Source organism: Tateyamaria sp., assembly GCF_039945315.1.
Taxonomy (GTDB): Bacteria; Pseudomonadota; Alphaproteobacteria; order Rhodobacterales; family Rhodobacteraceae; genus Tateyamaria.
Map to the genome: position 1 here is coordinate 1 of NZ_JBDUXB010000020.1, position 20,126 is coordinate 20,126.

General features: G+C 57.1%; 18 protein-coding genes and 1 pseudogene. 7 read left to right on the forward strand and 12 right to left on the reverse strand.

The features are described 5' to 3' along the window. The coding region (locus tag ABJD00_RS06235; protein ID WP_413833045.1) for a hypothetical protein at positions 1–181 on the forward strand (181 nt) is incomplete at its 5' end. Positions 182–341: 160 nt separating this feature from the next. Here the strand turns inward: ABJD00_RS06235 and ABJD00_RS06240 are convergent. Further along, positions 342–1,208, reverse strand: coding sequence for a LysR family transcriptional regulator (locus ABJD00_RS06240; RefSeq protein WP_413833047.1), 867 nt, complete (start codon positions 1,206–1,208; stop codon positions 342–344). A gap of 95 nt (positions 1,209–1,303) precedes the next feature. On the opposite strand from ABJD00_RS06240, the gene glyA reads away from it, so the two are divergent. Next, complete coding sequence (gene glyA, locus ABJD00_RS06245) at positions 1,304–2,611, forward strand: serine hydroxymethyltransferase (RefSeq protein WP_413833049.1); 1,308 nt, start codon at positions 1,304–1,306, stop codon at positions 2,609–2,611. A gap of 345 nt (positions 2,612–2,956) precedes the next feature. Here the strand turns inward: glyA and ABJD00_RS06250 are convergent, their stop codons facing one another. Beyond that, entirely contained in the window at positions 2,957–4,252 is a 1,296-nt protein-coding gene (locus tag ABJD00_RS06250) for a DUF1254 domain-containing protein (RefSeq protein ID WP_413858021.1), read from the reverse strand. 535 nt (positions 4,253–4,787) lie between these two features. Between ABJD00_RS06250 and ABJD00_RS06255 the strand changes: the two are divergent. Then, a pseudogene (locus tag ABJD00_RS06255) lies at positions 4,788–4,886 on the forward strand (AraC family transcriptional regulator); the annotation flags it as partial. Between the two features lie 298 nt (positions 4,887–5,184). On the opposite strand, the gene ABJD00_RS06260 reads toward ABJD00_RS06255, so the two are convergent. From ABJD00_RS06260 to ABJD00_RS06270, 3 genes are all read right to left on the reverse strand, one after another. Then, positions 5,185–6,246 (reverse strand): Hint domain-containing protein, encoded by a 1,062-nt coding sequence (locus tag ABJD00_RS06260; protein WP_413833053.1) that lies wholly within the window; start codon positions 6,244–6,246, stop codon positions 5,185–5,187. A 154-nt stretch (positions 6,247–6,400) separates the two neighbouring features. Continuing rightward, entirely contained in the window at positions 6,401–7,318 is a 918-nt protein-coding gene (locus ABJD00_RS06265; protein WP_413833055.1) for a lipid A-modifier LpxR family protein, read from the reverse strand. Between the two features lie 156 nt (positions 7,319–7,474). Further along, a complete protein-coding gene (locus ABJD00_RS06270) occupies positions 7,475–9,763 on the reverse strand; it encodes an adenosylcobalamin-dependent ribonucleoside-diphosphate reductase (protein WP_413833057.1) in 2,289 nt (762 codons plus the stop codon). Positions 9,764–9,955: 192 nt separating this feature from the next. Between ABJD00_RS06270 and ABJD00_RS06275 the strand changes: the two genes are divergently transcribed. After that, entirely contained in the window at positions 9,956–10,387 is a 432-nt protein-coding gene (locus tag ABJD00_RS06275; RefSeq protein ID WP_108836203.1) for a DUF1489 family protein, read from the forward strand. A 133-nt stretch (positions 10,388–10,520) separates the two neighbouring features. Here ABJD00_RS06275 and ABJD00_RS06280 read toward each other — a convergent pair whose 3' ends face one another. Both ABJD00_RS06280 and ABJD00_RS06285 read right to left on the reverse strand, forming a co-directional pair. After that, entirely contained in the window at positions 10,521–10,715 is a 195-nt protein-coding gene (locus ABJD00_RS06280; RefSeq protein ID WP_413833059.1) for a VPLPA-CTERM sorting domain-containing protein, read from the reverse strand. Between the two features lie 2 nt (positions 10,716–10,717). After that, on the reverse strand, positions 10,718–11,233 hold the full coding sequence (locus ABJD00_RS06285) for a hypothetical protein (protein ID WP_413833061.1): 516 nt from the start codon (positions 11,231–11,233) through the stop codon (positions 10,718–10,720). Between the two features lie 475 nt (positions 11,234–11,708). Here ABJD00_RS06285 and ABJD00_RS06290 point away from each other — a divergent pair, with 475 nt between their 5' ends. Beyond that, the gene (locus tag ABJD00_RS06290; protein WP_413833063.1) at positions 11,709–12,710 is read left to right on the forward strand and encodes a DUF4105 domain-containing protein; all 1,002 of its coding nucleotides are present in this window, start codon (positions 11,709–11,711) and stop codon (positions 12,708–12,710) included. 169 nt (positions 12,711–12,879) lie between these two features. Further along, positions 12,880–13,440 carry a hypothetical protein gene (locus tag ABJD00_RS06295; RefSeq protein ID WP_413833065.1) on the forward strand — a complete coding sequence of 187 codons (561 nt, stop codon included), beginning with the start codon at positions 12,880–12,882 and terminating at the stop codon, positions 13,438–13,440. Positions 13,441–13,465: 25 nt separating this feature from the next. On the opposite strand, the gene hisG is transcribed toward ABJD00_RS06295, so the two are convergent. Genes hisG through hisS form a run of 3 tightly spaced genes read right to left on the reverse strand, consistent with a single transcriptional unit; the run spans position 13,466 to position 16,691 of the window. After that, positions 13,466–14,152, reverse strand: a complete 687-nt coding sequence (gene hisG / locus ABJD00_RS06300) for an ATP phosphoribosyltransferase (RefSeq protein ID WP_413833067.1) — start codon at positions 14,150–14,152, stop codon at positions 13,466–13,468. Then, positions 14,149–15,219, reverse strand: a complete 1,071-nt coding sequence (locus ABJD00_RS06305) for an ATP phosphoribosyltransferase regulatory subunit (protein ID WP_413833069.1) — start codon at positions 15,217–15,219, stop codon at positions 14,149–14,151. The genes hisG and ABJD00_RS06305 overlap by 4 nt, the downstream gene beginning before the upstream one ends. Further along, positions 15,216–16,691 carry a histidine--tRNA ligase gene (hisS, locus tag ABJD00_RS06310; RefSeq protein WP_413833071.1) on the reverse strand — a complete coding sequence of 492 codons (1,476 nt, stop codon included), beginning with the start codon at positions 16,689–16,691 and terminating at the stop codon, positions 15,216–15,218. The genes ABJD00_RS06305 and hisS overlap by 4 nt, the downstream gene beginning before the upstream one ends. A gap of 117 nt (positions 16,692–16,808) precedes the next feature. On the opposite strand from hisS, the gene ABJD00_RS06315 reads away from it, so the two are divergent. Beyond that, complete coding sequence (locus tag ABJD00_RS06315; protein ID WP_413833153.1) at positions 16,809–17,003, forward strand: SlyX family protein; 195 nt, start codon at positions 16,809–16,811, stop codon at positions 17,001–17,003. A gap of 242 nt (positions 17,004–17,245) precedes the next feature. Here the strand turns inward: ABJD00_RS06315 and ABJD00_RS06320 are convergent, their stop codons facing one another. Both ABJD00_RS06320 and dnaE read right to left on the reverse strand, forming a co-directional pair. Beyond that, a complete protein-coding gene (locus tag ABJD00_RS06320) occupies positions 17,246–18,163 on the reverse strand; it encodes a hypothetical protein (protein ID WP_413833075.1) in 918 nt (305 codons plus the stop codon). 72 nt (positions 18,164–18,235) lie between these two features. After that, positions 18,236–20,126 (reverse strand): DNA polymerase III subunit alpha (gene dnaE / locus ABJD00_RS06325; protein WP_413858030.1); only part of this gene is annotated, 1,891 nt, incomplete at its 5' end.

The window sequence follows — 20,126 nt, forward strand, 5'->3', positions numbered from 1 at the left end:
CCGCATATCCACGCTCAACAACCTGCGCCACGGCGTCCTGCTTAAACTCATCCGTAAACCGTATGCCCTTGTTCATATCCGTCTCTCCTTGGTTCCAAAATTACCAAGCAAAGCGTCTACAAATCTAGGGGCACCTCAAACTGACAAGACCATTCATCCCGTTTTCCAGTACCGTCCTTAAGCGTATGGCGGCTTCGCCCGCAGAGCGGTCGTTCAAGCTGAGTCCAGCGAACGACCGCTCTGAGCCCAAAGCGGACGATGGTTGAAACGCAGCGAATGGCTGCTTCGAGCCCAAACCAACGAAATGCTGCGACACGCTCGAACGGCGGCTTTCGAGACTTCTAATAGAGCAGTGAAACGACTTGTTCCGTTTCGGGTCTGCGCCGTGTTTCATCAGGCATTTGGGCGCACAAAGAACGACCTGTGTTGCACGAATGCTCGCTGGCGCGTTCTAGCGAACCGTTCGCAAGGGCGACTTCGATCAGGCACAAATGTCCGATCAGCACGCCGACACCTGCCTTCGCCTCTTCTACGGCGAGACTATATAGAGAAAACTTTGGACCACGTCGCGAGTCGTCTATTGGCGTGCCCGTTTCCTTTGACCACAGAGCCCAATCATCGGCCCATGTTTGGTCATGCAACAGCGTTGCAGTCTGGAAATCCAAGTCGCGCGCTTTGAGGCCTGGCGCACAGACCGGAACAAGTACATCGCCACAGATCGGTAGGTTATCGGGTGATCCTTTGGGATCATCGAAGAAAATCGCCAGGTCGAACAACTCCCGCGACAGGTTGGGCGGGGTTTCCATTGCGGTGACCGAGAAGTTGATCAAGGGGAAGTGTGCCCTGATCTTGCTCAACCTGCCTGGCAACCAAAGCTGTGCGACGGAAGGAAGGGCCGCGATGTGAAAATCCACGTCCGGACCAAGATTACGCAGCGCGCGCGTTGCATAGGCCATCGCATCGAAGGCCAACGTGAACCGTGAGACCAGCGATGCTCCGGCCTTCGTCAGCTCAACGCCTTGGGCGTTGCGGCGAAAGAGCGAGGTGCCTGCCCAATCTTCGAGGGTCTTAATATGCTGAGAGATCGCGCCGGGCGTGACGCAAAGCTCGTCCGCTGCCGCGACAAAACTGACGTGTCGCGCAGCAGCTTCAAAAGCCCGCATGGCGTTCAGGGGCGGGCCTTTCGGACGTATGGGGGCGACGCTCATTTCTCAGCCTTAGGTTTTCTACGCCAAGAAATAGCAAATCTGCTTTGCGCTGTCACGCTCAAGGCGCCAAATTGCCGCAAACAGGAGGATGGCGAATGACACTTGTACAGCGAAACTGGGTTCCCGAAAAAAGCGAAACACTGGTCCAAGACATTGCCAACAAGGCTGCGTCCACGACCTCGGCAGATCTTCTGGCGCGGGTTCAGGAACTCGCCGAACGGAACCGCGTCATCCACGAGGAAGAATGCTTCAACCTCAACCCGGCGACCAATGTCATGAACCCCAAGGCAGAGGCGCTCTTATCGTCAGGCATCGGATCGCGTCCGTCCTTGGGCTATCCGGGCGACAAGTACGAAATGGGATTGGAAGCAATCGAAGAGATCGAGGTGATCGCCGCCCAGCTTTGCGCAGAGGTGTTCGACGCCAGATTTGCCGAAGTCCGTGTGCCTTCTGGCGCGATTGCCAACCTCTACGGCTTCATGGCGACGTGTAAACCAGGTGATGCGATTATTGCGCCTCCTGCGTCGATTGGCGGGCATGTGACGCACCATATCGCGGGGTGTGCGGGGCTTTTTGGCCTGCGCACGATCGAGGCTCCCGTAAACGCTGATGGCTACACGGTCGATCTGGATCAGCTTCGAGCATTGGCCCAGGCTGAACGACCCAAGCTGATCACCATCGGCGGCAGTCTGAATCTGTTTGAGCACCCCGTGGCCGACATTCGTACTATCGCGGACGAAGTCGGCGCTAAGGTAATGTTCGACGCGGCCCACCAATGCGGGATCATCGCCGGGCGGGCGTGGTCGAACCCGCTGAAGGAAGGCGCGCATCTCATGACTATGAGTACCTACAAAAGCCTTGGGGGGCCGGCCGGGGGATTGATCGTCACCAACGATGCCGAGATCGCAAAAACACTGGATGCCGTTGCCTTCCCCGGGATGACTGCCAACTTCGATGCTGCAAAAACGGCAGCTCTGGCCGTGACCATGCTGGATTGGAGAGACTTCGGCGAAGCCTATGCCAAAGAGATGATCGCGATGTCGCAAGCATTGGCGACGGCGTTGGACACAGTGGGCGTGCCCGTCTTTGCAGGGACCGAAGGGTTTACGAACTCACACCAGTTCGCCGTATTTGCTGAACCCTTCGGTGGCGGTCAGGCGGCGTCGAAAAAGCTGCGCCCGAATGGGTTCCTTGCTTGTGGCATCGGACTGCCGGTGCCTACGGTTGATGGCGATATGAATGGCTTGCGCATTGGCACGCCAGAACTGGTCCGTTGGGGCTTGACGGCGGCCGATGCAGGTCAGCTTGCCACACTGATTAAACGCGGTCTCAACGGCAAAAAAGTCGGTGAAGAGGTGGCTTCCTGGAGGCGAGGCTTCGATACTCTCTGCTTTGTTCACTGAGACGGAAAGCAGCAATTTGCGCGTTCTTGGTGAATGGAAGGAAGATCCGCAAAGCGGTCATGCAGGCAAACCGCAGCGAATGGCTGCTTTGAGCTCAGACCAGCCGTTAGGTTCGAACACAGCATTGGTCAAAAAGGGCGGAAAACGGACCTTCGACGCATTTTGCACGAAAGTCCGCTAATGTACTCAACACTAACTACTGCAGCGCGGCTGTTCAGCCTATGATAGGTCCGCAATTCATCCTTACTGTCTTACAACGTCCGGCAGCTTCCAACCACTTTCAAGCCAGCCCTTAGTTGGGCCATAAAGCCTGAACAGCAAGAAAAAATCTTCGCCAGTCGGTATCTAGTTGTTCTCCATGCCTGCTGGCGGTTGTGGCGCAAAGAACACATCTGCTGATCCATCGTCATTTACCTGCATATCAGGCAAGTTCGGCGTCGCCAAACCCACCCGCTCAGCGCCTTGGAAAAAGCCCTTTGTCTTAATACTGTAGGCGATGACTGACCAGAAGTCCTCTGCGGGAGTGTCAGCGGGAATGGTCAATTTGTAAGTGTCAGTGCCTTTGAGCATCTCGCCGCTACTGTCGCGCAACCCGCCAAGGTAAAAGGTCCCGCCTCCGAGGTTTTTTGGGAGATAGGTGAGATAGAAGTACTGCGCCGCCCGCTGGTCAATGAGGACTTCAGTGTCACTCACGAAGGGGAAGCCAAGTTTGGCTTGCTCCAGGTTTATTGCGAATGCACCCCATTGGCGATCGCCCCAAATTTGTTTGAAGCCGCCGCCCTCAGTAACAAACACCTCCTGTAAATAGTCATATGCACAGGCAAGACCCTCAAGAAGAGCAGATTTCGTTTCTTCGTCAGGTTCGAATGGCTTGCCTCGAACAATGCCAAGTGAAGCGAGCATTGCCATCATCACCTTGTCCTGCTCCAGAACCGGCTCTCTTTGAACGACTGTGTTCATGTCAGAGAAATAGGTCATGTCGTAAACTGGCAAAGTGTTTACAGGGTTTTCCTTAGTGTCCACAAATTCCGTCGGCGGCGGGTTATCGGCCTGCCCATAAGAGTACCATTGCAGTGTTTGAGCATAAGTTGCCTGATCGGCGTGGGTTCCACCGTTCTTTGCGACGGGCCGGAAAGCGAAGTGAACGCCAAAGGTGTTGGACCGTTGTATTATATAGCCTTCCTCAGGCACCTCACCATCATAGCCTGGAGGCAGGATCAAGTATCGACCTCCCAAGCCGGCGTCTTCACCAGTGGTGCCAACATCGACAATCGGTACTTGCCATGCGTTCACGATGGTTCCAAAGAACGCAGCCTTTTCTCCGGCAGGCGGTACTTCGATGACTATGGGTCCGTCCTTTGTCGTAAGTCCGGCAAAAGTATAGGGCGTGACATCGTTTGCCGTCAGAAACCCGTGGCGCGCATCCATTGGCGCGCTCATGTAACCCACGACGCCGGGGGTGGCACCTGCGTCACGTTGTAGAGAAAGTTCGATGTCATATGCAGCGACGGCCGGCATAGCCCAGATTGCAGCCTCACACGCGCGCCTAGATATCAAGTCATGCTGTGATGAACTGAGTTCGGCAGCAACCGGGTTGGATAGTCCGATAACTGATGCAGATGCCAGAACGCTACACCGCATGAAAATCGTCTCCAAATTGGACCTCAGAAATGAGCACATAGTCCCGTCTGTAAGTCAACGAAGAAGGTTTTGGGGTTTAAATCAAAATTCCACCTAGACCTGACATTAGCCGACTGACCAGCAAGGTCTGCTCAGGGCCGTCCTCGTTGAGGCAGTTCTAGTACGATTGAGATATTGCTGCGATCGATCCAATGACGGCAGAGAGCCCAACTTGTGAATTGACGATTTGTGCTGCGCGCGCTCGCAGCGTGAAAAATGTCGCGTTTGCGCAAGATTTGGTGCTGCCGCGCAGCGGAAAAACCAGCCATTCGTCCAGAATGCAGCAAGGATCAGAGGTCGAACTTACAGAGTGCGGACTTTGCTGCCGTTCGATTTTTTTGATCTAAGGTCTGCATTGCTGGCTTCGCGACTGCCGACAAAAGCATCACGGCTGGACAGCGGAAGTTAGCTGCAGTGCATCGGCGGGCCGTGGAAGCTGCAAAGGACGGGCCTTCCATGACTGAATTTCTGGTTGGTCATGCGTGAATAGGGGTATGTCAGCCCGTCTCAATTCAGCAGAGAGTTCAAACGCATGTATGGAAAATCGCCAAGAAGGTGGAGCGACGGGCATCATGTTGCGATTGGAGATGCTTAAGGCCATGGGTCACTGATAATTTTTGGAAACAGCAGACGGCGGAAGAAGCAATTCAAACAGGGACTTCGTCCCGCGACTCGGTCACAGCCCCGGGATTCGCCGCACAATCAACGAACGGCCGCTTTTCTGGCTGCATTGCAGCGGAGCTTTCAACACTGCCTGTGTGGTCGGATTACTGCGCCAGCGAAGCATAGATTTCAATCCGGCGGCTCTGGGATCAAAGCAGTCAATCGCTGCGGCGCGCCCCAAGGTCCACTTTATTGCCAAACATCAGCCTTTGGCTTCATAGGCCCAGAGCCTAGGCAGCGTGGCGCAGGATAGCGGCCTCGCTGCTACTCAGATTGCGGCGGGCGTAGGTGCCGTAGACATGAGGGTCATATTCAAGATCAGGCAACTGCGTCAGCAGGCGCGTGCGATCCTCCTGGTCAAGTGTAGAAAGGGCTGTATTGGCCGGATGAAAGCTCTCTGTCTCGATCCCATTGGCCCGCAGCACTTCATGACGGGGCAGCAACAGATGTACATAGGTCACCTCGGGCACAGTCAGGTCGACACTGATCGTTGTCCCATTTATCAAATCTTTAGCGGCAACCAGCACCTCATCGGTGTTAAACAGATCCCGCGCGACAGCACCTTCAACCAACATCCTGTGTTCGGGCGAGACTAACAATTCCTGATCCGGACGCTCCACCCCTAGGGCGCCCGTGGCAATCCGAACCGGGCGCAGACGAGGCATGGCAAAAAGGCGCGCCCCGGTCATACGACGGCTGCCAATCCACTGCACCTCCTGAGGGCCATTGTCTTTGGTCGATACCCGATCACCCTCACGCAAATCTTCTATCAGGCGAGGGCCATCGGGTGTGTCGATCCATGTTCCCGGAGTAAAGCATATCACGCCCCCGGCCCCTGCCCCCATCCCATCGCCTGGGGAAGTGTTCAGGGTGTGATGCACCACCCAAAGATCCGTCTCGCGCGGGGGGATGTCATCGACGAACATAAGCAAGGGCGGCTTGTGAGGTCCAACATCGATCAAGGTCACGGTATAACTTTTGCCACCATCTGTGACGACAAAGCTGTTGTCGGAAATCAATGGGTCCTCGGTATGTTCCACACTCAGCGGCACTTCTTCCAACGCGGCCCCTACAAGACGTCGTACCATGCGTGCCGCCCGCCTGCGCAGCGCCTCATTTCCTTCCGCCCTGTCCAGACGCAACACGTCATGGGGTCCGTCGACGCGCACGACGTCTCCGCGCCATGCCCAGGCTGCACCCACCGAAAGGGACGGCAGCGGTGCGGCTTCAAGACCATCTACTTCTGTTTGCGACCAGGAAATGACGAACGTGCCACGAAAGCCCGTATTCATACCTGTACTGCCTGCTCTGTTACTTTTGTTATCTTGCCGCCAAAAAATCGGCTTTTCTGAGGAATGTCAAAATTTGTTACAGATTCCAGCAGCTTGGATGGCGAAATTCAGGCAAGTTTCCAAAAGGTGTGGCAAAAGTGTTATAGGTTTCGTCCTAAAACCTCAGCTTTGCCCGCAGCGATCCCACGAACTGGCCGCCGTCCTGGCCTTCGAATTCTTCGCCCAGATAGGTCACGCCAAAAAACGTGCTCAGCCCGGTTTCGCTGCGCCAGTGCACACCAGCCCGCAGCCGTTCACGTGTCTTATCGAGGCTGACAGGATCGTTGTCGGGCAGAAATTCACTGTCCAGAACATGCGCGATATCCGCGCCAAGAACGTAGCTGAACCCAGTCCATTCCGTCTCTATGGCGCGGTAACGTTGCCCCGTCACGTTGTCGCGCACCAAAAGTGCGCCGCGACCAAAGTCGCCAAATGTCAGGTCAAGCCCCACCCGCGCCAGTGTCTCGTTGCCGGCGCGCGCTTCAACAAAGGGGCGCAGTGTCGTGTCTGTGCCAAGGGAAAAGTTCTGCCCAATCTCGACGACGGCTGTCGGGTTCACCGCATTCCCAATCTGAGCATCGCGCACCGCATCAGACGGCCGGGGCATACTTAGAAAGTCATGCACCGCATCCTGAAAGCTATCCAGCCCCGTCTGCGGGCCGACAAACACCAGATCGCCGCCCATCGCATACTCTGTCATCCCGCGCTGGAAATGGGTGTGGAGCCCGACCGAAAGCGCGCCTGCATAGCGCCGGTCACTGTCGGACACGTCGCGCAGATCTTCTGGTGTGATGATCTCGGCGCCCAGTCGCAATTCGAGCAGTTGCCCAAAACCTCCCGGCGCCGTTCCGGCCCATGCCGGACCCCAGATGCGCGAGGATTGCAACCCGCCAGTACGCCAGCGGTCACGCCTGCCGTCGATCACGTCATTGTTGAGCAAAAGGCCATAGCCCAAACGCTTGCGTTCTTGCGCGTCGACCGCCGGGGCCACAAAGGCAGACGCTATCAGTGCCGCCGTAATCCATCGAAACATAAAGCCGTCCTGAACCTATGCGCTCCCCCAAGCCCCTCCTTAATACCTAAGCGTGTACTCGCCGCCAAGTACTTACGTGTATTAGTCAGCTTAAATACACGCTGTGCGTGATTTTTTAACCTCAGTCGAAATCAGAAAGCGGAGGAAAACCCGATCTTACCCGCATTTCGAAAATCCGCAGGAGGCGCAGGTCATGCACCCTTCGACCATGCGCAGCTCGTAAGACCCGCAGGACGAACACGCTTTGCCGCGCGGTGTGCCCAGTTGAGCCATATCGGCTTTGGGATCAGCCTTTAGCCCCATCCCCTCGCCTTCGATAAATCCGATGGCGACCATGTGCTGTTCGATCACACCCCCGATAGCCGCAAGGATTGAAGGAATGTACTTGCCCCCCATCCACGCACCGCCGCGCGGATCAAATACGGCTTTGAGTTCCTCGACCACAAACGACACATCGCCCCCCCGCCGGAACACGGCAGAGATCATCCGGGTCAGCGCGACCGTCCATGCAAAATGCTCCATGTTCTTGGAGTTGATGAACACTTCGAACGGGCGGCGATGCCCACCGATGACGATATCGTTGATGGTGATATACAGCGCGTGTTCGCTGTCGGGCCACTTGACCTTGTACGTGTTCCCTTCGAGTTCGGCAGGCCGGTCGAGGGGTTCGGACATGTAGATTACGTCGCCATGGGGCTGCATCGGCTCTTCGTCGCTCGTTGTGATCACCTCCCGGTCGGCAGGTTTCTCCTCGGCCACCGTCAACACAGACCCTGTCACGGCATTCGGCCGATAGGTTGTGCACCCTTTGCAGCCTGTATCCCATGCCTGCATGTAAACATCTTTGAATGCGTCAAAGCTGATGTCTTCCGGGCAGTTGATTGTCTTCGAAATGCTCGAATCCACCCACTTTTGCGCTGCCGCCTGCATTTTCACGTGATCGGCCGGGGCCAGCGTTTGGGCGTTGACGAAGTAATCGGGCAACTCCACGTCACCCTTCAACTCGCGCCACATCTGCACGGCGTAGTCAACAACCTCTTCTTCGGTGCGGCTCCCGTCTTTTTGCAGCACCTTGCGGGTGTAGGCATAGGCAAACACAGGCTCTATCCCAGAGCTGACATTCCCGGCATAAAGCGAAATGGTGCCCGTCGGTGCGATGGACGTGAGCAACGCGTTGCGGATGCCATGTTCGGCCACGGCTGCGCGCACGTCGTCGTCCATGGCCTGCATCGTTCCAGAGGCTAGGTAGCCATCCACGTCAAACAGCGGGAATGCACCTTTCTCCTTTGCCAATTGCACGGAGCCCAGGTAAGCGGCGCGAGCGATCGCTTTCAACCAGCTTTCGGTCTGACGCGCCGCCTCGTCGGATCCATAACGCAAACCGACCATCAGCAGCGCATCCGCCAACCCCGTGACCCCAAGACCGATCCGGCGCTTGGCTGCGGCCTCGCGGGCCTGGGCCTCTAGCGGGAATTTCGAGGCATCCACCACGTTGTCCATCATCCGCACGGCGGTGCCGACCAATTCGGTCAGTTGACCCTCGTCCAAAGCAGCCGCATCCCCGAACGGATCAGACACAAGGCGGGCAAGGTTAATAGAGCCGAGCAGGCATGCGCCGTAGGGGGGCAACGGTTGCTCTCCGCACGGGTTGGTGGCGGCAATCGTCTCGCAATAGTTCAGGTTGTTGGCCGTGTTGATGCGGTCGATGAAAATCACGCCGGGTTCGGCGTAATCATAAGTCGCCTTCATGATCCCGTTCCACAGATCACGCGCCTGCACGGTGCGATAAACGTGGCCGTCGAATTGCAGATCCCATGGCCCGTCGGCTTTCACGGCTTCCATGAAGTCATCCGTCACCAGCACCGACACGTTGAACATCCGCAGTCGCGCCGCATCAGACTTGGCGGTGATGAAATCCTCGATATCCGGATGATCGCAGCGCATCGTTGCCATCATCGCGCCGCGACGCGAACCTGCGGACATGATCGTGCGGCACATCGCGTCCCACACATCCATGAAAGACAAGGGGCCCGAGGCATCCGCCGCCACGCCCTTTACCCCTGCCCCTTTGGGCCGGATGGTCGAGAAATCATAGCCGATCCCGCCGCCCTGCTGCATGGTCAGAGCCGCCTCTTTCAGCATGTCGAAAATGCCGCCCATGCTGTCGGGGATCGTGCCCATGACAAAGCAGTTGAACAAGGTGACCGAGCGCGCCGTGCCCGCACCGGCAGTGATGCGACCGGCGGGCAGGAATTTGAAATCTTCGAGGGCGGTGTAGAACGTGTCTTCCCAAGCTTTCGGGTCGTCTTCGACGCTTGCCAGATCGCATGCGATCCGGCGCCAGCTGTCCTCAACCGTTACGTCAATGGGCGTGCCGTCAGCCTCCTTGAAGCGATACTTCATGTCCCAGATCTGTTCGGCAATTGGCGCGGCAAAGCGTGTCATTGTGGCATCCCCTAACGAGCCGCCGATTCTGTCGGCAGCAGTGCAGACAAAGACAGTACCACAGCGGCCGCGATCCACAACAAATGGTTACCTTTGACCTTTCGAACACCAAATCTAGTGGCGCAACAACCACAACACCTTGCAGTGTACATTCCCCGTGCTACAATATTTTGTGTGGAAAGGGGCGAGTCTGTGGATAACTATATCAACCTGATCAAGCTGAGCGTGGGCACCGAGACCGTCGAAGACCTTGCTGCGTGGCAAGCGACCAAGCGTGCCCAAGCGCCAGACGGTCTGCCCCGCCACGTCACCCGCATGTGGCCCAAGCGCGAGGGTGAAATCCTAAACGGAGGGTCGATATTCTGGGTGATCAAAGGCGTGCTGACTTGCCGCCAGCGTATTCTTCGGCTGGACGAGTATATCGGACAAGACGGCATCCGGCGCTGCGCCATCGTATCCGACCCCGAACTGGTGCGGGTGCAATCAGCACTGAAACGCCCATTCCAAGGCTGGCGCTACCTTAAACCCCAAGACGCGCCGCCAGACCTGCCCAAGGGCCGTGCCAGCGAAGAACCGTTGCCGGTGGAACTAAATCGCGCACTTGCGGAGATTGGGGTTTTGTGAGGCGTCACGCCAGCCTTGAGGTCGAGCGTCTCACATAACCTGATTGCGGCTACCCACCTTAAGTTCGACCAAACAGCACTCTGCGATGGCAGATTTGTTTGAACCTTTTGACAACGGACAAAGAGCCTCCCTTTTACAGTCTTCTGCGCCGACTGAGGAAGCCAAACCCACCAAACGCTGCCATCAGCAATGGCAATGTCGCCGGGACAGGCACCGGTGAAATGGAGGTCCCTGTTTCACGCGCAAAATTTGCCGCCATGGTATGGTTGTCGGACTCAAAGTTTCGCCCAGACAGCCTTACGGCGTCAAACGGTTGGTCCGAAAACATGTTCAGAAACACAAATGGTTCGTGACGGACCTGATTGGCAAATCTATCATTCGGGTTCCCGTAGTAAGCCGCTGTGTTTGAAGTGTTGGCGTCCAGAAAACCAGAACATCGTCTGTGTTGAAGACAAATATGCTTGCCCCATTGTTGATCAGTTCGACGCTGTTTCCGACACTGCCAGCAGACCACCAAAGGCCAAAATAGCGTGCAGAAGACTTAAGGGACAATGTGGACCCCGGATTTGACAACGAAAACAGATATTGGCTGTCGTGCGCGCCACCATAGCGGTTCGCTGATTTTACGCGGCCGGAGCTATATGTTCCCAACTCAGACTCGAAATTGCTGAATTGACCTGTTGGCAAACTGTCAAACGTTTCAGTGAGGAGCCCCATCGCGCCAATCGATGCCTGATCGGCCTCCATTGCGCCAGTTTTGCCAATCGTCACCGAAACGCTCGCTGACTGTGCGGCGGCAGGTACGCAAAGCAGCAAAGCTGCGGTATACATTTTCAAATAGTTCATAACATTTTCCTCGCTGGACAACTCTTAAGAACTCGCAACTTGCGAATGAGATGAACCAGTCTCGGCCAACCGCACTCCGCCGCCGCACCGCCGAAATACCTTCTGAGCAGACACCGTTCAAACGAGCAAAGGGGTACTTTTTTGTCTCTTTGGTATAGTCCCGAGCGGCAGTCGGATAGGTGGCCAGCGACGGCTCACATTGCCAAATGCAATCTGCGGGGTGATTTCAGAACTGGGGTTATATCAACCCCCAAAACGCTCTGCCCGCCCACCCAAGAGGTGAGCAGTTGCCCATGGGAAATGAACCACGCGTGGCTGAGATGAATTTGTCGACAAATAGTGCGCAAGCATTTCCGATAGAGCATGTACCGACCACCGGTTCCATAAAGCATGCAGCCAATGTACCAGCCGCTGAATATGAAATAACAATATGTCCGGGCCGGTCAGGTCAGGCTGCCTTTCAGGGTCAAACACAATGATACGCCGTATTCTGAGGTCTCTTTTCGTAACGCTGATTGCCTTGGTTGTCGTAGGCTTCACGGCTTGGGGCGCTGCTGCACTTAGTTTTCGCGCCCCAGGCAGCGATCTGGTGCAAATGTTGTTCAGTGCGACCTTCGCGGTACTAGGTGTTTCCACCCTGTATTTTTGGCTAAGACGCAGGCGCGTCAAACGATTGTTGCCGCTCGTCATTGCCTCTGTCGCACTGTTGATGTGGTGGTCTACTTTGCAGCCGCCTTCTGAGGGAAATTGGTCGCCCGATGTGGCCCGGCAGGTGACGGGGAAAATCGACGGAGACATCCTGATACTAAACGGCGTGCGCAATTTCGAATGGCGCGATGACGGTAGTTTTGTCGAGAACTGGGAAACGCGAACCTACAATATCAATGAGTTGAAAAGCACAGACCTGTTTTTATCCTATTGGGCAGGCCCTGAGATAGCACATTTTATACTGAGTTTCGGCTTTGCAGACGGCCAGTACCTAGCTTGGTCAATTGAAGTCAGGCGTCAGGTCGATGGTGGGTTTTCACCCGTCGCTGATGCCTTCAAGGAAAACCCAATCATAATTGTCGCAGCGACCGAGACAGATATCGTTGGTCTGCGCACGAACATCCGACAGGAAGACGTCCAACTGTTTCGGCTGAACTCTGAGCCAGAAACAGCCAGAGAATTGCTGGAAGAGTATGTTCTTGATTCAAACGCCCTTGCGGCAGAACCACATTGGTACAATTCGATCACAACCAACTGTACTACCGTCGTCCTGAAGATGATGCGCGCAATTGGGAACGCACCTCCCTTTGACTGGCGCATCATCGTAAATGGATACTTGCCAGAATACGGGTATGAACTTGGTTCCCTGAACACAGAATACTCTATCGAGGAATTGAGAGAGCTTGGCAGCGTCTCCTCCAAGGGGCAGGCATTTGGCATTGGGCCCGGTTATTCAGAAGCGATACGACAGGGCGTACCTGATCATTAGAACCGACCTCCGCCATTTTGGGATGAAGCGTTCCAAACGATGGCGTGATCCTCCAAGGCGATGCACTGGCCGTCCGCAAGGAGGCAATGACCTATGGCGATCTCATTCCATTTTGGCTTTTTCTCGTGTCCACGGTACACTGGATGGGCATTGTAGAAGGAAATTGAGCATGACTGGGTATTCATTTGAGGAATATGTCAGCGACATCCGCGCAATCGTCGCGGAAGAAAGCGAGACAAAGGCAATAACTGATCGGATTAAGCCTCTCGCACTTAAACTCGCTTCCGATCCAAGCTGGTTCGAAGACAAGTATCGCTACACCGATCCAGATCAGGGCGTCGGGCTCCATCTGTTGCACGAAGAAGAGAACCACGACCTCGCCGTTTTTGCCATTGCCTGGGCCCCCGGGCGTGGTGTCGATGCGCACAATCACAAAACTTGGGCTGTCGTTTCGGGGATCGAAGGGCAGGAGCACGAGACAAATTACGATCGGCGTGATGATGGCTCCAAATCGGGATTCGCAGATCTCGTCGCGACAAAGGAAGAAACACTGTATCCAGGGACCGCAGTGTGCTGCTTACCCAACGATATCCACAGCGTCAGGAACAACGGCGACAAAGTCGCGGTATCGCTGCACACTTATGGCCGCCATTTGAACCACACAGGACGATCGACGTTTGACGTGGATGCTAAAACAGAAACGCCTCTGATCCTGAAAATCGAGGAATAATGGCGGCGCGCAAGCTGCGGATTGGTTAGGTCAACCGATCCAAAAGAGCGCGCAGATTCGCGCGTTCATCATCATTCACGTCCGCCACCCGCGACCGCCACAGCGTAGCCTGAGACGCAAGGATCAGGCCGTCCTGCAAGATCTTCAGGTGGTTGGCCCGCAGGGTCTCTCCGCTGCTGGTGATGTCGGCGATTGCCTCTGCGGTTTCGTTGGCCACAGTGCCTTCGGTTGCGCCCTGACTGTCCACCAACTGGTAATCCGCCACGCCCACCTCGCGCAGGAATTCGCGCACAAGCCTATGATATTTCGTCGCAATCCGCAGTCGGAACCCGTGACGCTCACGAAACATCGCCGCTACAGCGTCCAGATCATCCGTCAGATCCACGTCCACCCAACCCTGCGGCACAGCCAGCACAAGATCAGCATGCCCAAACCCCATTTCGGCAATCGGTTCGACTTGTTGTTCCCAGAGCGGCAGCTTTTCGTGGATCAGGTCTGTGCCAGTCACACCCAGATGAATCCGCCCGGCGGCCAATTCACGGGGGATTTCCCCGGCAGACAGCAGAACAAGTGCGACACCATCGATACCCGCCACTTCGCCTGCATATTCACGATCAGACCCGGTGCGCGCCAAATGCACCTCACGACGCGCAAACCAGTCAAAGGTCTTCTCCATCAAACGCCCCTTGGAGGGCACGCCAAGCTTGATCATGCCTCTTCCTCCAGCAGTGCCATCAGGTCCGGACGCAGCATCGCACCGACCGCTGGGATCGCGGCTCCTGCCCCGAGGCGTTGGGTCAGGGCGTCATAGCGCCCACCGGTCGCGACGGCTGGCAGGTCAGGGCGTGATTCCGCATAAAAACCAAAAACAAAGCCGTCGTAGTACTCCATGGAAGTGCGTCCGTAACTGGCCTCGAATTCCAGGCTGTCTACGTCCACACCCCGTTTAGCGAGAGCTTCGGCGCGCGCAGCCACACGGGCGACAGCATCCTTGATCGCAGGCAAGTCGACCGCCAGGTCATTCAGTTGCGACAGCGCATAGGGTAACGTTTCACGCACAGCCAACAGCGCATCCAGCCCCTCCATCTCTGCATTGCTGATGGGCGGTTGGTGCGCATCCTCGACCAGCGCGGCGATGCGCGTATCTATCTCGTCCTGCGTGCGCAAACCGGTGAGGGGTGCGCCGGCACTGATCTCGCCCGCCAACAGGACGCGTCGGCTGTCCGGCACCGAAGTGCGGCCCCCAAAGCGATCCAGCAACGCGCGAAACCGGCGGGGACGCCAGATATGACGTCGTAGGGCAGCTTTGCGTCTTTGTGTGGTATTCAACCCATCGACAGCGGCCATCAGAATGCCAATATCGCCTGTCGCGGCGCGCAGAGCCAGCGGCGCAACAGCCTGGGAAATCAGAGAAAAAACTTCGGCGTCTGCGGCTGCGGGGTCGCTACGCTCAAACACCTCATATCCGACTTGCATGTATTCACTGGCACGGTCCGGGTCGGTTTCTTGGCGGCGAAACACCTCGCCTGCATAGGTATAGCGCGCAGGTTCTGCGCCGTGCGCCATATGCATTTGTACCACTGGCACGGTGAAATCCGGGCGCAACATCTGCTCGCCGCGCATCGCGTCGCTGGTTACGTACGCGCGGCCCCGAATATCCTCGCCATAGAGGTCCAGCAACAGGTCAGCAGGTTGGAGTACAGGTGGGTCCACCACCTGAGCGCCCGCTTGCGCGAACTGGTCACGCAAAGCTTGGGCACGGGCCCGCAGATCGCTCATACCCCAAGGATCTCGCGCACTTTGGCCAGCATCTGGCCCCGAGGCACTTCGAACTGGCTAGGGTTTTCGACCCATTCCTCATGGGTGGCAGTTTCGGCGATCTTGGCCCCAAGGATCAGGTCCTTGATCTGTACTACACCGCGCTCGTTTTCGTCCCCGCCTTCGATGATGGCGATGGGCGAATTGCGCTTGTCCGCGTATTTCAGCTGGTTACCAAAGTTCTTGGGATTGCCAAGGTAGACTTCGGCCCGGATGCCTGCACCGCGCAGCTCCGCGACCATGGCCTGATAGTCGGCCATGCGGTCGCGGTCCATGACGGTGATAACCACGGGGCCGTGGGCTTCGGTTCCGACGCGACCCGTTGCGCGCAGGGCAGTCAACAGGCGATCCACTCCGATAGAGATACCGGTGGCGGGCACTTCTTGCCCCGTGAACCGCTTGACCAGATCATCGTAACGCCCGCCGCCTGCGACGGAGCCGAATTGGACCGTCTGGCCCTTTTCGTTCTGGACGTCAAACGTGAGTTCCGCTTCGTAGACAGGGCCGGTGTAATACCCAAGCCCGCGCACGATTGAGGGGTCGATAACGATGCGATCGGGACCGTAGCCCGCGGCGTCAAGCAAGGTGGCGATGTCTTCAAGCTCCGCAACGCCTGCTGCGCCGATGTCGGAACCGGCAACCAGTTCCCGCAACCGCGCTACCGTCGCCGCCCCTGTCTCCCGCTTGGCGTCCATGAACCCCATAACGACGGCCGCTGCCGCGTCGGCCAGTCCTGCACCTTTTGTGAAGTCCCCACTTTCGTCCTTGCGCCCTTCGCCCAGCAGCGCGCGCACTCCGTTCGGCCCAAGGCGGTCCAGCTTGTCGATGGCACGCAAAACGATACCGCGTTCCACTGCCTTGTCGTCGCCAGACAGGCCCGCAACTTCCATCACGCCGTTCAAAACCTTGCGGTTGTTCACCCGGATCACATAATCGCCGCGCGCAATGCCAACGGCTTCAAGCGTGTCGGCCAGCATCGCACAAATTTCGGCATCCGCGGCCATGGACGCCGTGCCAACTGTATCCGCATCACACTGATAGAACTGGCGAAACCGCCCGGGGCCCGGCTTTTCATTGCGCCAGACCGGCCCCATTGTGTAGCGGCGATAGGGGCTCGGCAGGTCATTGCGGTGTTGAGCATAAACGCGGGCCAGCGGGGCGGTCATGTCATAGCGCAGGGCCAGCCAGTCGCCGTCCTCTTCCTGCCACGCAAACACACCTTCATTGGGCCGGTCCACATCCGGTAGAAACTTGCCCAGCGCATCAACGGTCTCAACCGCACTGCTTTCCAGCGCATCAAACCCGTAGCGATGATAGACCTCGGCGATCTTGGCCAACATGGCAGAACGTTCGGTCACGTCGCCGCCAAAATAGTCGGTAAAGCCCTTGGGCGTCTGAGCCTTGGGGCGCGGGGTTTTCTTGGGCTTGGCCATGGTGCCACTCCGGGTTGGGTTTGGGCGCGTCACTAGACCATGGCCTCAGGCGGGGCAAGGTCGCCGCGGGTTGCGCGCCGACCTCTTTTGCCCCACATGCACTTTATGGACAGCCGCATCGACACTTTGGAAGAAAAGATTGCACACCTCACCCGCACGGTTGAGGACCTTAGCGATATCGTTGCACGTCAGGAACGCGAACTGGCACTGGTGACGCGGCGAGCACAGATGTTGATGGCGCGCGAGGCCGAGCGCGAGGCACAAGGTGGTGGTGGTGTCGTGGTCGGAGACGAACGGCCACCGCATTACTGAGGTTTCCCCCATGAGTCTGACGAAGATCGGCCCTCCGAGGAGAATTTTTCTTAAAAAGAGAATTTGGACCTGTTCATCCGATGTGAAGGTTAATGCCCTTTGGTTGAGGGGCGCTGGGAGCAGGGATGCGAACCGGCGTAATCCGAGAAGGTCCTTGGTCTTTCGGGATCAAGGACTGGACCTCGTGCTTCTCTGATTAAAAAATCCTCCTCGGAGGGCCGGTTGCCAAACAGGCACACACGTCAGGGCGTTTTCATCGCTGTAGCCAGCAACGCCCCATCGTGCAAAAGCATATCCGCCCAGCGTGCGTTTTCTCCAAAGTGCTCGTAAACGCTGACAAAAGCCGTTGATCCTTCCAACTTGGAGATACGCGCACCACAGGGCGTATTGCGCCCGACATTGCACAGTCTGGACTTTACCTGTTCATAGGCGCGATCAGTGGTAGAATAGGGGTATTCATCCGCCGGGAGGCCATAGCGCAGTTGTTCGTGAAATGTGGGCGTTCCGAACACCACCAAGGATGCAGTAAGCTGTCGCACGCAGGAATCGCTGAACCCTGTGACGTAGAATGAACGCGGCTTGGAGCTGTTGGGCGCGCTGTCATAAAGCGCGTATCCAGACCTGCGAGGTTCAGAGCGTTCCACCTGTTTTCCCAGATCGCGTTTGGCCACGTTGCAGACACGCGCGACTTCGCCAAACGGCAAAACTGTTCCGAGTGCCACCTCACGCAGAGCCATCCCGGCCGTAGGAGAGCGTTCAGAAACTGGCCGGCTCTCTTTCGTATCGACGCCATCCACAAGAGCTACGGTCTTCGCCTGGTTTTCTACGGAACCGCGGCGCAGCCATCCCAAGACACCTTTGCGAGGTGTTGCGGGTTCAGCGCCCGCAGCCGCGACCACGTCCGCCGGGGCTGGATCAGCGGAAGTGATGCGGTCGGACGCCTCTGCCGGATCCACAACTGGTTCGGCCTCTGCACTCCTACGAAACAGGCCCGACAAAACGGTCTCTTCACTGTCCAATTCAGCTTGAGTCGGCAGGGCCGTGGCCACGCCGGCACCTGGAGCAAAGGTATCATCGGTCACGCGCTCGATATCCGCCAGCGGATCACCACAAGCGCCAAGTATCAGCAAAGATGGAACAATTAGCCACGCAGCGCGCATGAAACGATATCTCCCCCGCGCACAAATCTAGCGTGGGATCGCGTATTCGTCCAGTTATGCGGGGAATCGCGCCTAGACGTCCTGTACTTCGACCACGCCAGACAGTGACTTGATCGCGCCCTTAATTTGCGGTGTGACAGGGAATTCCGCACCTAGGTCCATCTCGACCTCGCCCGGCAAACTATCATCCATCAGGCAGACCGTGATGGGCCCGCGCCCGGCCCCTTTGGCCGCGCGTGCGGCCCCGTCCAACACATCAGCCACCGACGACAGGGCAGCAGGTGCGTCAACAAAGATGCGCAAGCCAAGGCTGCCCACATCCGCCACAACCGTATCGATAGGAGCAACCGAGCGGCCGAGCAGTTTCAGCTGATCGGCCTCCATCGTCGCCTCGACCGTCACGATCACCTTTTCGCCTGCCACCAGATAATCCTGTGCTTTCTCAAGGCTGTCAGAGAACAGGGTGACTTCGTAAGCCCCGGTCGTGTCCGACATCTGGCAAAAGGCGAACCGATTGCCACGCGCTGATTTGCGCACCTGTAGCCCGGCCACAACCCCGGCCAGTTTGGCATTCAGTGGAGCACGCTCAGCCTTGGCTGTGACCTCATCCAGCGTCACCACATCCTTGCGTTTCAGCGCACCCATGTAGTCATCCAGCGGGTGGCCCGAAAGGTAAAAGCCCACAGCTTTAAATTCTTCACCCAGCCGTTCAGCAGGCAGCCAATCGTCCACCGGCATCAGGCGCGGTTCGGGCAGGTCATCCCCCGCTTCGCCGAAGAGCGAGACCTGGTTAGAGTTCTTCTGATCGTGGACGGCCGCGGAGTAGGCAGACAGCGCATCAAGCGCGTCGAACACACGCCGCCGGTTCGGGTCAAGCTGATCAAAAGCGCCGGCGCGTGCCAGCATTTCCAGCGGGCGCTTGCCCACCCGTTTCAGATCCACGCGGCGTGCCATGTCAAAGAGCGTGGCAAAAGGTTTGTCCCCGCGCCCATCAACGACCAGCCGCATTGCCTCGACCCCGACGTTCTTGAGCGCGCCCAAACCATAGATCAACGCCTGATCCACCACCTTGAACGTCGCATCGCTGCGGTTCACGCAGGGCGGCACCCAAGGCAGGTCCAGTGCCTTGCGCACTTCCTCGAAATACACCGCCAATTTGTCGGTCAGGTGGATATCGCAGTTCATCACCCCGGCCATGAATTCAACCGGGTGGTTCGCCTTGAGCCACGCGGTTTGATAGCTGACCACCGCATAAGCCGCCGCGTGCGATTTGTTGAAACCGTAGTTGGCGAACTTATCCAGAAGGTTCCAGACCTCGATTGCCTTGGCCTCATCCACTCCGTTTTCAGCGGCCCCTTTCAGAAACTTGGGCCGTTCGGCGTCCATCGCTTCCTGAATCTTTTTACCCATGGCGCGACGCAGCAGGTCAGCACCACCAAGGGAGTATCCAGCCATTTCCTGCGCGATCTGCATCACCTGTTCCTGATAGACGATAATGCCTTGGGTCTCGTCGAGAATGTGGTCAATCGTGGGGTGTAGCAAGTCGCGCTCGGCACGCTGGTTTTTTACATCGCAGTACTGCGGGATGTTCTCCATAGGGCCCGGGCGATAAAGCGCCACAAGTGCCACAATGTCCTCAATACAGTTGGGCTTCATGCGCCGCAGCGCGTCCATCATGCCCGAGCTTTCCACTTGGAACACAGCGACAGTGCGTGCTTTGGAATAAAGCTCATAGGTGGCATCATCATCGAGCGGGATTTGCCCAATATCAATCTCTATGCTGCGTTCTTTCAACAAATTCAGAGCGTTCTGGACGACTGTTAAAGTCTTTAGCCCGAGAAAGTCAAACTTAACCAGCCCAGCCTGCTCGACCCATTTCATATTGAACTGCGTCGCAGGCATGTCCGAGCGCGGATCGCGGTAGAGCGGCACCAACTGTTCAAGCGGACGGTCGCCAATCACC

Bases quoted from the DNA above. Each gene is read 5' to 3' on its own strand.
- ABJD00_RS06240 (WP_413833047.1), bottom strand. From the start codon at position 1,208: ATGAGCGTCGCCCCCATACGTCCGAAAGGCCCGCCCCTGAACGCCATG.
- glyA (WP_413833049.1), top strand. From the start codon at position 1,304: ATGACACTTGTACAGCGAAACTGGGTTCCCGAAAAAAGCGAAACACTG.
- ABJD00_RS06250 (WP_413858021.1), bottom strand. From the start codon at position 4,252: ATGCGGTGTAGCGTTCTGGCATCTGCATCAGTTATCGGACTATCCAAC.
- ABJD00_RS06260 (WP_413833053.1), bottom strand. From the start codon at position 6,246: ATGAATACGGGCTTTCGTGGCACGTTCGTCATTTCCTGGTCGCAAACA.
- ABJD00_RS06265 (WP_413833055.1), bottom strand. From the start codon at position 7,318: ATGTTTCGATGGATTACGGCGGCACTGATAGCGTCTGCCTTTGTGGCC.
- ABJD00_RS06270 (WP_413833057.1), bottom strand. From the start codon at position 9,763: ATGACACGCTTTGCCGCGCCAATTGCCGAACAGATCTGGGACATGAAG.
- ABJD00_RS06280 (WP_413833059.1), bottom strand. From the start codon at position 10,715: ATGTTTTCGGACCAACCGTTTGACGCCGTAAGGCTGTCTGGGCGAAAC.
- ABJD00_RS06285 (WP_413833061.1), bottom strand. From the start codon at position 11,233: ATGAACTATTTGAAAATGTATACCGCAGCTTTGCTGCTTTGCGTACCT.
- ABJD00_RS06290 (WP_413833063.1), top strand. From the start codon at position 11,709: ATGATACGCCGTATTCTGAGGTCTCTTTTCGTAACGCTGATTGCCTTG.
- ABJD00_RS06295 (WP_413833065.1), top strand. From the start codon at position 12,880: ATGACTGGGTATTCATTTGAGGAATATGTCAGCGACATCCGCGCAATC.
- hisG (WP_413833067.1), bottom strand. From the start codon at position 14,152: ATGATCAAGCTTGGCGTGCCCTCCAAGGGGCGTTTGATGGAGAAGACC.
- ABJD00_RS06305 (WP_413833069.1), bottom strand. From the start codon at position 15,219: ATGAGCGATCTGCGGGCCCGTGCCCAAGCTTTGCGTGACCAGTTCGCG.
- hisS (WP_413833071.1), bottom strand. From the start codon at position 16,691: ATGGCCAAGCCCAAGAAAACCCCGCGCCCCAAGGCTCAGACGCCCAAG.
- ABJD00_RS06320 (WP_413833075.1), bottom strand. From the start codon at position 18,163: ATGCGCGCTGCGTGGCTAATTGTTCCATCTTTGCTGATACTTGGCGCT.